This is a genomic window from Microbulbifer maximicatervae (SeqCode) (assembly GCF_056232625.1).
In genome coordinates this window covers 395,918-414,429 of the sequence record NZ_CP174324.1, presented here as the reverse complement: position 1 = coordinate 414,429, position 18,512 = coordinate 395,918, and the positions used below count along the sequence as shown (strand labels likewise).

At 50.5% G+C, this 18,512-nt stretch carries 2 protein-coding genes; both read right to left on the bottom strand.

The window, feature by feature from the left end:
• Nucleotides 1–55: 55 nt before the first annotated feature.
• Complete coding sequence (locus ACJJI6_RS01760; RefSeq protein WP_475712306.1) at nucleotides 56–5,248, bottom strand: OmpA family protein; 5,193 nt, start codon at nucleotides 5,246–5,248, stop codon at nucleotides 56–58.
• Complete coding sequence (locus ACJJI6_RS01755) at nucleotides 5,248–18,303, bottom strand: isopeptide-forming domain-containing fimbrial protein (RefSeq protein WP_475712305.1); 13,056 nt, start codon at nucleotides 18,301–18,303, stop codon at nucleotides 5,248–5,250. Before ACJJI6_RS01755 ends, ACJJI6_RS01760 begins: the two co-directional genes overlap by 1 nt.
• Nucleotides 18,304–18,512: the final 209 nt, after the last annotated feature.

Here is an 18,512-nt window from a genome sequence, read left to right as displayed (position 1 = left end):
GAAGCTCAAACGAAAGGGATAAGAATTAAGGCCCAGCTTGTACCGGGCCCTAGAATCACAACTTGCCAATAATATTAATAAACACCCCATGACTGTCATAGTCCAGCTGGGTGAGGTCATCAGAGAAGTCGGTAAAGTTGTAGCCCACCCCCAACTTAAGGTGGTCGCCAACATGGCGATACAAGCCGATTAAGGCGCCGCTCTTGCTATCCTGGGCATCGGGTAAATCGAGCAGACGTGCTTCCAAGAGGAGGTCCCAGCGCTTGATAAAATGCCAATCGGCACGCAGTACATAGAGACTCGCACGGCTATCGAAAAACTCTGGGTCTTCCGTATCCATGCTCAACTGGCCTAGACGATAGGCGTACTTGCCACCCAAAGTCCACTGTCGATTGAGATCGTAACTGGCATCTATCGAAAAGATATGACTCTTCTGGATAAATTCAGTGGAGGTATTTTCAACAGTAACCTGATCCTGAGTCGGCACATTATAGAAATAGGTGTACTTCATCAGGGTATTCAGCCGGTCATTGTTTACCGGGCGGTAGGCATAACCCATTACCGCTTCGGTGAATTTACCATCGTAGAATTCACCTTCCGAACTTTTGCTGTCTGAATAGTTGAGTTTGCCAACCAAGCGCCAGTCCGGAGTGAACTGGTAGTTGAAGGTATTTTTTAATAGCCAGGTATCGCGCTCGGTTTCCGATACAACATTTTCGCCCGATACCGTTTCCGATATATCCGTACGGTATTCCAGCGCGGATGCGATACGTATAGCATCCAAGCCATAGCCCACATTAAAGCCCATGGCATTGCGCTCGGTCTTGGCTCCTGTATCCGGGTCTTCGAGTGTGCCCGCCTCCAGGGTAGTGCCATAGGTCCAACGGTCATTGGGGGCCAGATCCATACCCAGGGCGTGGGTCAGGCCAGTGGAAACATCACCGTGACTGTAGCGCTCCTCACCGTAAATATTTAGCGTATCAGAATAGCGACTGCGGAAGCCGGTACTCATATTGCCCTTGCGTGCACGCACACCGGTATCGCTGCGCTCGTTATCCAGCGCATAATTCATATAGAGGCTGGTTCTGTCAGTCACCAGAAAGTCCGTACCGAGTCGGGCAGCTGTGCCAGTATCACCACCGGAAACTTCACTGTCCATTGTCAGACGGTCACTTACCCGATAAGCGCCACCAAGGCCGATGCGATTGTTCTCTTCGCGGGTACCGGTCACTTCCATCGTATTCTGAACAAAACCAAAGGCGCTCCAACTCTCACCGGAATCATAGCTCGCCTCGACAGCAACATCTGTGCGATCCCCTTCTGTCTGGGTAGCGGCGACAACTTCGGATTCATCTTCACGGCTATCATTGCGAACTGCGGAGGTGAGTCGCCAGTGATCATTGATGCGGTAGCCGAGCATCAAGTCCATGGTATTGGTTTGCAACCCCTGCTCTTCTTCTTTGGTGTCGGCTTTGATTCTTACATCAAAACTTTCGCCGATCGGCAGGTTAACGCCACCGCCATATTGAATGGTATCGCCATCCACAAATTGGCCTGGACCGGAAAAACCCGCTTCACGCTCTTGATGGTAGAAATTACCCGAGCCACGCAAACTCTCGAAGAAATCTCCCAGCTGTAAAACGCCTTCCACTTTGGTTGCACTGGCAGCAACCGTGGAATCCAGGCTTTCATCATCAAAGGTGTAGCCGCCATCGAGCGAACTGACGCTATCGAGATTGCTACCCTCGCTATCGGCCATTTCAATTTTCACCCAACTGCTGGCGCTTTTACGCAAAGTCAGGTCAATACCCTGCAAGGAACTTTCATTTTCATCTTCGTCTTGCTGAATACTGCTGAAGCCCAATTTGACGTGATCGCCCAACCAGTAGTGGGCACGCCCACCAACAGCCAGGGTGTCCATTTCTTCAAAACCTGGTGTGTATTCGTAGCGTGCTACCAGGTATTGGGGATTGCCGTTGTAAGCGCCATCTTCAATGAGCAGTTCATCATTTGCCAGGGAAGATAAGGGGCTGTTAAGCAGGATACGCCCTTGGATATAGTCGATGTCGTAATCAACTACTGCAGTAAGTGTCTTAACTGCGAGCACCAACCCGGAATCTTTATCCCGAACTTCTACTCGTAAACTTTCCGAGCCGCTGGAAATATCCTGGTGGCGGAGGTAATACAGGGAACCACCGGTTCCACGATACTCATCGCGCCCGGCAATGGTTCCCGGCTCTGCTCCAAAGGCATCTATTTGAAAGCGCTTCTCACCAAAGCTGGTCATCGCATCGGTTTCAAAGTGACCACTGCCGCCGTAGAGCGTCCGGTCAATTTGGGCGAGCTCATTATCGGCGTAGTTGGCTTTGAAATTACCCCAGAGACCGTAGTCATCGTACTTGGACAATTTCACATAAAACTTGCCTAACGTGGGGGCGTCTTCAACTACGGTGGAGTCATCACCAAACGTTGGGTAATACAAATCACTATCCAGGCGGCGGAACAAGGCATCGGGAGACTTTTCCATAAAGTTGGAAAACAGATCCTCTACCGGGCCCTCTTCGGTATCTGCACTGGCCGACAGACGCCAGCCTTCCCCGAAACCGCCGTTGGTGTAAAACGCCAGGCGGCCATCGTAGCTTACTGAGTTGTCATAGTGAGTTTCATCACCGGTAACCAGGGCTGCTGGGCCATTGGTTTTATCGTAACCCACGGTAAGGTCGGCAATACCTACAGTAAACCAGTCGTTTTTGGCAAAATCCAAATCCCGCAGGAAAAGTTCACCATTACCCTCATCATCGAGTATCGCCACTTCAACCGTGTGCATACCCGGCTCAAAAATTTGCTCGGCAATAAACTGGCCTTGACTGTCGACCGGTACCGGATTGCCCGCTAACCACACGGTGTGCCCGGGTGGCACCTGAGTGCCATTGACCAATACACTGTTACCATCCAGAGGGATGTTCCGCTGGGCTAAGCGGTTCTCACCGTAGCCTACTAATAACTCCCTACCGATGTTTTCATTTTCTGAAGACTCTTCAATTTGATCTACCAACCACAGGGTCTGTTCCATGGTCTCGTCATAGCGGCCCTTGTTGTCATAGGCACGCAGCACGTAGTGTAATTTCTTTAGCGGCGCCTGGAATTCAGAAAATTCTGCATGCCATTCCCCTTTGCCAAAGTGATCCAGCGGTACAATTGCCAGAGGTGTATCGCGCAGAGACTGTCCCTCTTCGAACAATCGCACTTCGGTACTTTTAATAAAAGAGGGATAGTTGGTATAGCTACTGAAAAATACCCGGTTCTCTGCCAGGTCGGTATCCGGGTTATCTGCGTAACGGATGGTATTGGGCCACGCTGTCACATTCAGGCGCGGTTGCATTTTTTTATTGTCGAAGCGAAATTGAATATTCGCTTCCTGCAAGGCCACATCAGTACAGCGCTGTAAGTCCGCTGAGTTTTTATAGGGGTCGTATTCCGGGCTGCCGTCGACAGTAATACGCATTAAGTTAAGTGCGTAGGGATTATTGGCTATGGCCTCTCGATTAATACGCTCGATTTCCAGGCGATCACTTTCAGTAAGAATTGCCAATTCATCGTACAGAATTTCAACCTCAACCCTGGCGCCATCCCGCTGCTCAAAGCCATTGCTCACTACATCCGCAGATTGGACGTAGCCACGCCCCTCAAACTCCACCTGGGAGTCTTCGAGATTCAGTAATTCCTGTACCTGTGCCATAGCGCGCTGAGCGCGGGCACCGGACAACCCCTGGTCATCGCCGTAAACTATCGCTTCGCGGCGATCCATACGCTGGTTATCACTGTAGCCAATAAAGCTCAGGCGAACATTCGCTTTATTGGAAATTTCAGCCATGGCCGCACGTATTTGTGTCAGCTGTGCCTGACTGATAATCGGATCGCCATTATCAAAACGAATCGGCGACAGTTTTCCACCGGCAGACTCGTAGGCAATGGTGAGAGTTTCCGCAGCGGCAGCTTCCGGACAGGCCTGAACAGAATCTGTAGCAACTTCCAAAGGGTCGTCATACCAAAATTCCACTTCTACCCGACGGTTGAGGGCTCGGCCTTTCGACGTATCATTGGCCGCTATTGGTTGACTTGCCCCCTTGCCACTGCTGGTGACCATAGCCGCAGGTAAATTCAGTGCAGAACCCAGAGCCTGAGCGACACGGCGGGCTTCGCCATAGGATCGCTCCTGATAAGCACTCTGTTGGGCTTCCGGATTTTCACTCACGTCCAGGGGACGGGCGTCGGTATGACCAATAAAGTGAATGACTAAATTATTTTTATCCGCAAGGTTAGATCGAACCTCGCGGATACGGCGAATAAAGGCTTCCGGTAATTCTGTTTGCCCGGGCTCCATCCTAAGTGGCGCCACCAGGTTTCTCAGGCGTGCCCGCTGTTCACTGCCTGAGGCATAAGTAAGCCTGCACACCGTTTCCTGGCGACATACTTTAACCCGGTTGAGCAACAATGCCTCCGCGCGAGCACGGTCCGCCATGGCTTTTTCATCCAGGGCGTCGTAGGTTACTTTTACCTGTACTCGGCGATTCTCTTCTCGACCTGCGGTAGTAATATTATCCGCTGTGGGTTCTATATCCCCACGCCCTTCAACAACAATCATTTGCTCAGGTAGTTCAAGGGCCTCTTGAAGGAAGTCCGCCACGAACTGGGCCCGCGCCAAAGTAAATTCTTCTTTGCTGGCAAAGTCTGCTACCTGTTCCCCGGTAAGGGGATCGGAATCTGTATGGCCAATAAAGTGCAGCTTAAAATTGGGCGTCTCACCCAAGTCATTCAAGCTCTGGCTCAGTAACTCCACTGTCTCCAGAGGAATTTCATCCTCAACGCCATAGAACAGGATTGGATCGATAAAATCTTCCACCACAATCGGGTCCAGCGGCGCAACAAATTGAGTCGCATCCTGCAACCATTGATTTGTAGGTGCACGCAGCAGCATACCTTCTGTATTACTGCCAATCGACTGCTCTTCGAGTTCAGATTGGGTTTCACTTTCTTCGGAACTCAGGCTCGGAATATTTTGCCAAACCTGCCACCAACTAGGCTCATCTACTTTCGCACCTGCTTCCTGGGCCTGCGCTGGAAGTGTCAATGCCAACGCGATCGCAGTGGCGAGACGGCAGTCCCGCCGGGGGAAAAAGCGGGTCGTCTTCGCGGCAGTATTTATCGAGCAAGCTCGCCGATCACGATTCCGTTTTGCAAAGGACATCACTTCAAACCTCCTTTACCAGGAGGCGCTCCGCGGCGCCAGAAAACTTCAGTTTCTATGGTCAAATCGTAGTCACCTTCACGGCTCTCCCAGTCCTGGGCGACCTGATCTTTAATTGCCTGCAGACGCTCGTCCACCAGATCCGGATCTTCATTCTCCCCAAGATAGGCAAGGCGTAAAACAGAGGGAGCTTCACTGAGTTTTTCCAACAATAAATCCATTCGGGAATGCCATTGCGGGCGCAATTCTGTTGTGCCCGGTTCAAATACCGCTTCGGCAATATCCAGGCGCACTACCCGGTGCAAGCTGGCTCCAAAGTTGAACTTCAGCATCTTGCCTCGGGTGGCTCGCAGCACACGCGGGTTTTCAGTGGTGAGACGATACCCGCTTGGCAAGCTGCGATCGTCGAGCTTGAGCACAAAATTGGAACCTCGATCCCCATTCGGCACCACTGCGCAGGTAATATGGAATCGACCGTGGGAGTCCGCTGTAGCATTCAGGCCGGTAGCAGTCACCACTCGAGCACCCGGTAAACCACCCTCTCCTTCATCCTGGTAGCCATTCATATTTTTATCGTCAAACACTTTGCCGATAACATCGGTGCAGTCGAAGGTGGGATCGGGCACCACACGCACAGTGGCAGAGGCCTCACCAGAGGCTGCCTGTCCAGAGAGCTGATTAAACATACGGGCGCGGTTCACATATTTGCCCTCGCCCACACCGGAACCCACAACCAATAGCAATTTCAATACACGGGTTTCTTCCGCTTCCACGCGCAGATCCGACCACCTCAATTGCAGGCCTTCGCTTTCAGGCTCAACCGCTTCTCCATCAAGGCGCGCCGAGCCCGCGACATATTTGAAGCCTGCCGGGAAGTAATCTACTAGCTGTAGATCTGTCAGTGGAATTGGCAGCGTATTGCCAAAAGTAATGGTGTAAGGAACCAACTGACTGCGGGTTACGTTGAGCATGGCCGCAGTTTTGGTGATAGAAAGCGCTCCCTCCAACTCCGGGTCCATGGCGACATGGTTGTTGAACAGCTGGCTTTCCCCTGGAATCTGACCATCATCCAAAGTCATTCGCAGGTAGTAGTCCGTTGCCGCATCCCGCGCCTCGACATCAAGAGAGGGGTGAGAGAACAATTCCTGCACCTCACAGTGATTTGCGGTCGCAGGAACCATATCGGCGTTGCTGCCCAGGCAACCGGCCACATCAAAACCGGCAGTTTCGCTGTTTGTCTGAGAAGGAATTACCAGTGATTCACCACCCACATAATCCTCATCCGCGATATCCACCTGAATCAGGTAGTCCGCGTTGGATGGACAGGCTGCATCGCTGAAGTTGATATCAAACTTGTAGTAACCCCCAGACTGGGTTACCTGCCCTTGTTGTTTCTCATCATCAAAACAACGCGCAGGCAATTCCTGACCGGAACTCACCCTCAACATAGTGAGGGTGGCACCCTCAATGGCGGAGCGGGTTACTGAATCGTAAACCACGCCATTGGGTGTTAGAGGCAAATTCAAGTCCTGTGGGTTCGCTCCCGAATCTACATAAATTTCACTAATGGACTGCGGGCCGTTGGTGAAATCAGAAACAGAGTTACCCAATGAAGCTGTACTTTCAGTAGCATCTGGTGCGGTGTAACGCATTTCATAGCTAAGGCCACCATAGCTGTTCGGTACGAGCCCCTGGAACTGGAAGTAACCATTTTCATCAGACTGAACTGTTTCCATCAATTCGTCATTGAAATACAGGTCTACCGCCCAATTAAGCAGCAGGCTCTCATCCGTATCCAAGGCATCATTGAAATTCACATCGTGCCACAGATAACCAGCCAGGTTGGCAATGCCCGGGGTACCGCCAACGTCAATGGCAACACTAGCCTGAGCGCTGGAGGCCGGATCATTCCACTGTACTTCTGCGGTATTCACTACAGTAAAACCATAATCCAGGTTTTCTGACATCTGCGCCTGGAAACGCAGAGTAACCATCTCTCCCGGTTCCAAATCACCGTAAGTTGTGGCGTAGTCTGCAGTGATTAGCGTGTCGACAACCGTTATTCCGTCGGTCTGCCCGTTGAGCATGGCCGAATCAGCGATATAGGTAAGAACTCCATCTCCGGCTATCGCCAGGTCATCGGTGATCTCAATATAAGTTGCTGGGACACCGCTGATATTTTCGACGGTTACCAGGTATTCCAATACCGCACCCGCTTCTGCGGCACCGCCACCGACAACCGCAACTTCTTTCACAATTGAGAGCAACTGGGCATCACCCACGACAACGTCAGTTGGCTGTGCACCATTGGCTGGGTTGCCATCTGCATCGGTCAGGGTAAGTGCCAACTCATCTGCTTCGACACTACCCTGGTTACTGATAACTGTGCCTGTCGGAGTGCCAGCATTCACCATTACCTCAAATGTGACAGTGGCAGTTTGACCCGAGGTAATAATGCCTTCATTGGCTCCCGGTAGCGGCGGAGTCAGGTCATCGGATGAAACCGGTAGGGCAGAATCCAACTGTGAATTACCACCACCGTTATCCGCGACCACTTCACCATTTAAAGTGGTGGTGCCAGCAACATAAGTAGTGTCATTTGGTACCTGATCGGTAAGCGCTACTTCGAGAGCATCTACACCACCCATATTGGTGATTGCGATGGTATAGCGAAGTACATCACCCGGATCGACAATCCCTGCGGAAATATAGTCTTCGGCAATCTCCACAGTCTTGTGGGCAATTAACAGGGGTACATCACCAACAATATCGATCGTGGGATCATTGGGAGCATCGGTATTCGGATCATCGGAGGGCACTTCATCAAAAGTACCGCTACCCGCACCTTCACCATTTACAAACGCTTGGTTTGAAATAACGGTGCCATCATTAACGTCATTAATGGTGACATCAAAGGTGATGACCACTGCAGGTGCGCCATTGGCCGCTGCGCCGATAAAACCATCGGCTTCACCATCGGTATTAATGCTCATACCTGCAGCCAGAGGAGAGGTGCCGCTGACATCAGACACTGTGGAGCCATTGAGGGTGGTAGAACCACTGACATAGGTTGTATTTGCCGGAACCTGGTCCATTATCAGGGCGTTGATCGCATTCTCATTGCCGGCATTTTCCACGGTAATGGTATATCGCAGGGTATCCCCAACCATCAGCAGATCAGCATCATTAGTCATATCTGCCGACGTTTTTTCTACCACCAGTAATGGCTCTGACTCAATCAGTACTTCTGTAGGATCTTCATCACCCGCCGTATCCGGATCATCGGTGCCATTGATGTTGGGATCATCACTGTCTTGCAGTAATTGCCCCGGAAGCTGAGCCTGGGCCTGGTTGAAGACTTGGGTCCCACTATCAATAACTGCTGCCAGGGTAACTTCATAAACAATCTGGATAGAATCTCCCGTGGTACCGCTCGCCGTAAGATCCAGATTACTGACTTCCAGATAGCCACTATTCCAGGTACCGGCAGAAGCATCGATAGCACTGCTGTCACTGCCAGTTGGAGCACTTACCAACTGTAAAGTGCCCGATTCAAACAGTGCAGAATTATTTAATCGACCCAGGTCATCGGTAATCTCGACTCCGCTCACATCAACACCACTCGTATTGGTCAGAGTCAATGTGTAACGTAAAACTTCCGTGGGGCTGGCGGCAGTGGCCGGGTTTTCTCCACGGCTGATATTTTCCACTGCTTTGTAGAAAGTCACTGTCGGTACGGAGGCGCTAACCGAATAAGCATCCTCATGATCCAGCACACCGGGAGTGCCATCGGTGGGCGCCGCACGGGTGTACTGGCGAACTTCAGTGAGGCTGCTATCCCAGCTGTGCCACTGAGTAACACCAGCAATATTCGTCAGCGTATCCCCATCCACGGTGTCGGCATCCAAATAGGCATCGTAACCAATCAGCAGATGGTAATCCGCATCCAGCATTGCCGCTGGGCCGATGGAGGTAATTGTGAGGGTGCAGCTATCGTTATCGAATACCGCGCTAAAGTCGGAACCCTCTGTCAGGGTGGCCGTCGTGGTGCCGGCGCTGTCAGTAATTTGCGCGGTGAAATTGGCCGGGGCCGTTTCACACATTCCACCGGGATTATTATCCGGCAAAATATCGGTAACACTAATATCCCAGGCCGGGCCCGTACCGGTATTGTGCAAATCTAAAGTAAAGGTACCGCCTACACCGGACTGGACACTGGTGGGGCCAGTTTTAGTCAGGGTAATAGCCGTGGGCTCTACTACTGTCATGTCCGCCGTAGTATTGCCGCTACCCGCACCCTGCCCCGCAGAGGCATTATCATTATCGTAGTTGTAGCTGTAGCTGGCAGTGGTGGCAAAATTTAAACCGTCCACATTCGGCGGGTCCATATCCAGCAGTCGCAGGGTTACATCAATAATGACTTGCTCGCCGGCGGGCACATCAATTCCGTTAGTGCTATCTGCAATACTGAGACTGGTGGAGCTGCCGTTATTTTCCGGAGTGAAAGATGCACTGCCAGATACTTTACTGGCACTGACAAATTCCAGATCCGCAGCAGACGCAGTCAGATCCATCAGCACAGTGACATCGTGAAGCGCTGTGGTCTGCACCGTTTCCGGGATGGTAATGCGATAGTTAAACGGCTCGCCAATGGAAGCTGTTAATTGGGTAACTTCAATCAACAGTGGCGCGGCATTGGGAGTATTAAATTGAACACTCACCGGAGAAGTCGGGCCATAATCCTCGCGTAAATCGTCAGTGACCGCCACGGAATTGAGAGACGGCAAATCGTTATCATCAAGCGAATAATAAACTTCAACATAGGCCGCATTTTGCAGACTAAGTCCAGCCCCTAAATTAGAATCCGCTTCAACGCGATATACCATTTCCATGGACTCACCAGCGTTGATTCCGTAACCCGTACCTGCGGCAAAATCCCAAACGGCTTCGCCATTACTACTATCGAAAGTAGGCGCAACCACTGTTGCTGCGGCACCATTTACCGTGAGGGACTGGACACTGACTCCCCCTTGGCGCAGACCCAAGGGAATCACATCGCGGAATACTGGATCATAGGCTGTTGAAGAACCGTTGTTGGTAATCGTAACGGTATATTCAATGGTATCGCCGGCGGAAAGCGTGCTGCCATCCGCGGGAGTTGAGCTAATAGCTACGGCGAGATCCGGCTGCAACAAATCCAGTGTTTCGCTATCACTGCGGGTTTCGGCTCCTGTGGCAGCATCAAAACCAAACTCTGCAGTATTGGTCAGCGCAGTATTCGTTGCTGGCCAGGGATGGGTATCCTCATTGAGAACCCGCACAAGGTAACGCACAGCAAATTCATCGTTGCTGGTATCGTTATCACCCGTGTTGACCAGGTCGGGAATGCTCCAGGTAACCGTAGTGGCACCAGTAGAAGGATCACCAGACTGCACTGGTTCTGCGATATCGGTGTGGGTAAAGGGCGCCGCAGCAGTAAATGGTGCAGAAGTCTGGCCATTAATTGAAAGTGTGCTTACAAACACCATTCCCTGGGGCAAAGTATCGACAATAAGCCCATTGGAAGCCGTGCCCTCTGGTAGGGAGAGGGTAATCTGGTATTCAACCAAGTCACCCACTCGCAATTGCTCATCAGCGCTACCATAGCTGTCATCTGAACGGATTTTGGTGATTGTGCTGTCATTGGCAGCATCTAGCTGAGTAGCAATATTTTCCAGCAAGTAATCATTCAGGCCGCCGCTGCCATCAGTACCATTACGTTCATAAATACTACTGTTATCTTCATCGAGACTGGTCCATTCCACGTTGGCAGTTGCGGACAGCGCCGCCGCCGGCTGTACACTGTCGAGTACAACCACATCGAAGACCAGTTCACTGTTATCACCAGCGGCAATATCCAGATCACTATTGGCCCGATCCCAAACCAGGTTTTGCGCAGTAATAATTCCGTCACCAGTTACGGTGGGATCTGCCTGGGACGCTCCGGCAAAAGTCACGGTGCCCGGTACAAACTCAAGCCCCAGGGATAACAACTCATTAACCGAAAGATCGTAAGCTGCAGAATTTTCCGCATCACCCGCAGCACTAAGGTCCAAGGTAAAACGCAGTACATCGCCCGCATCCGGATCGTTACCGGGATTGGTTTGATTTACGACAGAGGCAATTGCACTTATCTCTGGCTCGACGATGGTGAGTGTCGCTGCAGTGCCGGTGCCTCCGGACTGAGAAGTGCCGCCATCAGTCGCGGCATAAAAATAAGTCACCACATTTTCAAAGCTGTGACCAGCCTGGGCTGTAGCATTGTTGGCAACCCGGGCGCGAACTTCAAAAATTGCCACGGTACCGGCTGGGATAATATCGATTGCCAGATCGATATTATTGCCACTGGTATTATCGGTGTAGGTAAGCCCATTAATTTCCTGCAATTGCACCAGCTCTAAGCTGGGGTCTAATACATCGGAAATTTCAATATCGTGAATGGCCGAGGTGGTGCCGCTACCGGGGACCTGTATCTGGTATACAACCTCGTCACCAACAGCTGCAGTAGTCGCTGTTTGCAGTGTTTTTTGTGGAGCAGTCACACTGGTCGCAACAGTGCCCATCGGATAGGGAGTGCCCAAAGTAACTGCAGAGTACTGTTCGCCATTACTAGCTTCCAGCGACCAGAATTCATCGACGGTAAAAGTGTTAACCCAGCTTTCACCGCCACTAATATCTGTATAGAAACCGATCTGGTAACTGATTTCCAAACAGGTGCCCGCTTCAACCGGCACCAGGAAATCGAAGCCCATATCATCACCCCGTGTTGCCGGCGCACTATAGGTGTAGTCTGTTCCCTGTGTCAGTACAGTACCGTCGAGGCTCACCTGGAGATTGGCAATGGAACTCTCATCCATTTGCGTTGCTAAATCGTCAGTTAGCGATAGGTTGTAGGCGGGGGCAAGACCCGAGTTACAGGCCTGCAGGGTAAACTGCATAGTATCGTTGGCCGGGTCCACATTCATATGGGAGCTGGGCCAGGTAGCATCGGCCTTGGTGAGATTGTCGATCACCGGTTGCAGTACAGTAATATCGGCGCTGTCCTGCAAGGTACTGGCGGCACCGGTGTAATTTAGCTGGGCCGTATTGGTCAGGGTTGCGGTAGGCGCGGTGATTCCCGAACCCGCCACTACTTTAGCGGTGTACTCAATAACAAAGTTATTGGTATTACCAAAATTACTGGTGATATCCCCCAGATCCCAGGTCACCGTGCCAGTATCACCGGCAGTGGGAACCGAAATCGCTGAATAGGTAAAGTCATTCAGACTATCGCTGTAGGGAGCAGTGGTATCCCCATTCACGCTGACAACAGTGTCAAATTCCAAACCACTGGGCAGCGCATCATCAATAGTTACCGCTGGTGTTGTTCCCGCCTGTAAATTCAGGGTGAGCTGGTAAGTGACAGTATCGCCAACACGCAGGGTGCCCACAGCAGTAGTGGTATCTGTATCGGCAATTACTGTTTTTATAATGCTGGTATTGTCTACCGTATTGATACTGGCTTCTGCAGGACCAACACAGTAATCATCAGGAGCGGAAATACTGGGGCATCCAGCACCGTCTCGCTCATAGGCCTGGTCATTGATACTGCCATCGTCCAGGGAGGTCCAGTCCAGCATCACACTGTTGCTGATAGGCGAACCAAAAACGCCTGTAACCTGGGTTCGGTAGGTGAGCACCAGAGTTTGACCCAGCGCTAAATCCAGACTGTTATCGCCATTGTCACGACCCCATACGAGTGGACCTGCTGGAGCTGCCGCTGGTGTGGCGACAAAGCCGGATACTGCGGTACCGCCTATTTCTGCGGTAGGTGTAAAGCTGCTATCAAAGGTCAACTCTGAAGGCAGCGTATCGACTAAATTCAGCTCATAAGCTGCGGCACTGGAGCCCGCATCATGCTCCACGGTAATAACATATTCCAGCACATCACCACCCACCGGCAGATTGCCGGGGTTGGTGGCATTACTCACTGTCTTATTAATCTCGAGTAACGGCTCTACTACCGTTACACTGGTTGTGCTGTCGTTGATATTTTCTGTGCTGCCACTTTCCCCATTGCTGTAAGTAAGCGCGGCACTATTTTGGCGATTGTCACCATCATTAGTGGCGAGATCATTTTCGATGCGGGCAAAATAGGTAATTCGAATCAGCGGAGCAATTGTGCTTCCGGCCGTGTCATTTTCACTGCTGGTATCGACGGTGCCGATATCCCAGGTAGCATTTCCGGAAGTATTATCCCCCGGAAAACTGTTAAAGGCCGATTCAGACGGCGCGCTGCCATTAATAGTTTCAATACCGACAAAATCGTAAGTGATATCGTAGTCAGCATTGTGAGAGAGCACATAACCCTCGGGGCTACCCAGCTGATCAGTGATAACTACATTTTCACTGATACCTTCCGGTAAACTAATCTCCAGTTGGAATTGTTTATGGGCACCGATGGTGGGGACTACCGAGGTGTCCAAATCCGTTTTAGTCAACGCCAAAGACAGCACTTCGGTCTGGGCGCTGGCAGTGGTTTCATAATCGTTGATGGGATCGCCTACATTAGGCAAAACACCAATACGCATGCCGTCAGCGGCACCATCAATGCCAATAGAGTTGCTACTATTAAGGGCAACATCTATACCAGGTAGGGATTGCCAGCGGGCCTCAACGGTGTTGTCCAGAATTTCATGGGGCTCAACGCCCTGCTCTACCTGGACTTCAAAAGTGAATGTTTTTGTATTGCCAACCGCAATAGTGTAATCGCTATTGCTGCGATTCCAGCTAAAGATGGGGGCATTGGTGCCCACCGTAGTGACATCGACATTATTCGGGGGATCGTTGCCGCCCACATTGCCCAGATAAATAAGATTGCTACCGGTGAGATCGTCGAGCACCTGCAAGTTGTAGGCATCGGCACTGCCAATATTTTCTGCTGTAACCGTGACTGTCAAAATATCGTCAGCATCACTATTGGTAACAGCAAAGGATTTGGTCAGCTGTATTTGTGGTTCGAGTACTGTTATTTCATGGGCATCAAATGGCACCGCCACCGCCGCACCGGACTCATCCACATAGGTAACTTGCGCAGTGGTATAGCTGCCGCCATTTCCCAAAACATCGCCGTCATTGGTGTTACTGCTGTTTTCAATACGGGCAATAAACTCTACCGGAAAATCAAACAGGCTACCGGATACGGTGGTGAGTTCCTGATCACCAAAATCCCACTCAACGTAATCTGCAGTACCCGTGCTGGTACAGGTAGCATTAAAAGTACCTCCCGGTACAAAGCCAGCGGCATCATAAGGGGAGGCACTTAAATCGATGGTCTCCCCTTCGATACAGCGCATACCTGCCGGCAATTCATCACGAATCACAAAATCTCGCAGTTTCGCTGCCGGAATCTGTGCTGTCAGTTCGTAACGTACCTCTTCACCGACAACCGCTGTGTCACTGCTGGTTCCACTGGCCGTGCCGTTGGAGAACTCAAGGGCTTCCTTCGGCTCTGCCTGTACTTCAATAATCCTCATCTGTGCTTTGGCATCGTCGGACTGGTAGTGGCGCGCCCGACCGGCTGCAGGAGTGCCATCACCGACACCATCATTGTCCGTGTCACTGTCAATTTGCGGAGAAGTCTGATTACCAAAATCGCCTTCCAAACTGTCATAGCGAGCGAAGAAAGTATTGGTAAACAGCTGCAGTGGTGCCACTGACTGATGTGGTTTCACACGGTAATACAGAGTTACGGAGTCACCCGGGTTAATTCGCTCAAGGGCAGTGGAATGCTCATAGGAAAAAGTGATAATAGCCGGAGTACCACCATCACTACAGTGGGTAGCTTCTGAATAGTTATTTGCACCAGAGGTAATTCCCACCAAGCCATCGTCGCCACTGACAGTTTCCGAACTGCCATCAGCATCGTTATCCAGGCTATCGGAATCCATTGCCTGCACACACATCTGGCCGGAAGAATCCAGGGTATCAGTTACGACAACATCGTATGCGGGAGCGCGATCAACACCGCTATCCGCAGCCCGGTTAGTCACCGTGAGACGGAAGATATAAGTCTGGTCCCGGTGCCCTTCATCGGTAAAATCCACAAAATTGCTACAGCTTGTTCCAGTGCCGTAGAGATTTTCATTACAGACTTTTTTATCGACTTCTATCGAGGGTTCAGTAACAGTGACAGATTCCGACCATTCAGTAATATCTGGGAAACCGGGGACCGTGGTTGGAACACCATCAATATTGGTCAGGGTTCCACTGGTATTGTAGTTATCTACGATAATCGTTTCAGTATCAAAAACCGCAGTAAACTGGGCGCGAGCGTAATCGATACTGTCATTTGCGTGTTGATTCGGATCAGTGTTTTCTGTATCCACTGGGTCATTCAACAAGCGGGTTGTCATATCCGCAAGGAACCAGCGATCTTTCGCTGTAATATTGGTAGTAATATCCCACTGTAAATCTGTCTCACTCAGAGAGTTATTCAGACCACCGCCCTCAACAATATCACTGCTCGAAATAACCACACAATTTGCCTGTGAGGTGGGATCAGGAAGGCTGACGTCTGAACAATTTAGCGGTGAATCCGCAATATAGCCCTGGCCGTCAGGAAGGTCATCGATAACATCAATGTCCTTCACTTCTATCAAAGTAAATCCCGGTGTATCGAATCCAAACCAACCACCGGCTTGAATTTCAAAACTACACTCTTCACCAATCAATACACTGCTATTTGGGAAAGCAGTTTCACTGGTCAGCTCGGTACATTCATCGGAACGGTCCTTGACCAGGTTAAAACCCATTACCCGCGCGCGCATACCATCAAGGGTATAGTTGTTGGCCAGCTGTTGACTTGGTGTTGTTTCGGTAATTACGGCAGGGCTCGGAAAGTTCAGAGGTGTACCATCATTCAGAGTGATCTCACCGACCACATCTGCGCGAAAAGTCAGGTCGTCATCGGTGGCCGAGTGATTCTTTTCAACCACAAAAATCACCCGTTCTGTATCACCGGGTCCAATTTCACCACCAAGATCACCACTGTCACAGCGATACACTGTTGAGGAATTCGGCAAGTAATCCGGCTGGTTCCATACAGGGTGCTGAGGTACAGTGCCCGCATTGGGATTGCCCAACGCCGTACAGCTGCGGTCGTTAGACAATACCCTCATCGCCTCACCGAAGGTGACATACACTGAATAATCATTCGCATCGTGGCCACCATTATTGGTGATATCCACTGTTAGTTCTGAAGTGCCACTATCGCGAACAATATAGAGGGGGTGAACAGTACTAACATCCAGGTCTTCGGGATCGGGCGTAACCGATTCCGTATCTACCTGAGTAGCAGGGCTGGTTGAAGAACAAAAGTCCTCGTAATCAATAGTGAGAACATTGTTTGCCAGAGCGATATTACTATTAGGATCAGTACTGGTGGTGGAAGACTCTTCCTCCACATCCAGGTCCGCATCCAGGTCATAGAAGTCGGGCTCAATCGTAACGATGCGGAAACGAATTTGAATTTCATCTCCATGTCGCATCATGTGCTCTTGGTCTGAGTATACCGAGTGAACTGTACTACTCAACAAGCGGAATTCCGGTTGGTTGTTATTAAGTGGATCCGTATCCCATTGATTCCAGTTAGAGCCCACACGCCATTCCAGAGTATCAACTTTGCCGTCATAGTCTGAGCCGTAGTTAGCGCTATGGCTATCAATACCGCGGCGCTCTCGGGTAATTTCCGGTGTAAAGGTGGTATCAACCACATACTCATCGGGCAGATCGCTGACAAACTGGATATCTCTTACCGAGCCACCCGTCCGGTTATTTACGGTTAAAGTAACGTAACCGGAAGCACCGAGAGGTTGATTCAAGTTGGTACCGGTAATCTCCTGGGTAATAGTGAGATCAGTTAAAACCTCAACACGCATTTCCGAAGTATCAGAGCCCGGAGCCGAGGCTTCTGCAGGGCTTGAAATACCGCCCACACCCGTATCACCATCAATCTCACAACCCCACTGTAAATCTGACACTGTATTAGTGCCATTGCTACAGGAAGTATTTACTTTACCTACTAAATAAATATCCAGGTTGCCACCAGACGGAACGTCAGTGCGCCCTGAGCCACTGGAAAAGTTACCATCCAGCTCAAAGTTATTAATAGAATTACTTGCGGAAACACAGCTACTGCCACCGGGCGCAACACCATTATTATTGGCAACAGCTTCAGCGGCACTTTCACTCGGACAAGCGTAATTGATATCCATATTGGGGTTGGACATCAAATCATCAAAACGCGCATCCTGCATATCCGCGTCACCATCATTTGAGATACGAATACGCCAGATCACATCATCTTCAATATTGCCATAGACATTATTGGTGTAGTTCGTTTGCGCCGCATCAATATTACGGCCCCGCTTGTCCATGGAGGGTTCCGGCTCACGGATCGCCAACTCCATGCTGTGAGTATCTGTAGTGGTGGGGTAACTGCAGTAATCAAAAGTTGCGGTAGCATTTAAGGTGCGATTCTTAAGAACCAGCTCTTCCTCTTCGTCATCCTGACTGCGCACATTAAAGGTAATCGTCAAGGTAGTATTTTCGTCGCGCTCAGCGAGTGCCGACAGGTCATTTTGATCCCAAGTTATTGTGGTACCACTAATAGTGGGTTCACCCAGAACAAACCCAGAACTCACTGAAGTAGAGCCAGTCACATACTCGAGACCGGAGGACCCGAGGTTCTCCCTAATAACGATATTCTGAATGGACTGAGTACCTGATAGGCCACTGAAAATACTGGGCACATCAACTTCGATGGTTACCTGTCCATCACCACATAAAACGCACCAACTTTGGCCGGAGCGGTGACTGAGAATATTGAACCCTGCAGGATCATCGGTAATAGAAGGACAGCTAGATTGAGCAAATGCCTGCGGTACAGCTAATAGGATCGCCGCACAGACCAATAAAAATCCAACAATCACAGACTTGCAGGATTTTTGCTCAACAAATTCCGACTTTATTATCACTTAACGGCCGCCACTTTCTAATACAGATATTTGGAGATAAATCGGGCATTTACACCAGACACTCCACGGTGGGCGAACTTTAATTACTACCCACTCAGGTAGCCGTGAAACAAGTCATAATTAGCCAGCTGACAAGTGGAACTTTTGTAGGGATTGCCAAGTGGTTCTCAGGCGGGCCCTCTGTGAGGGAAAATTTTTGTCCAGAACGG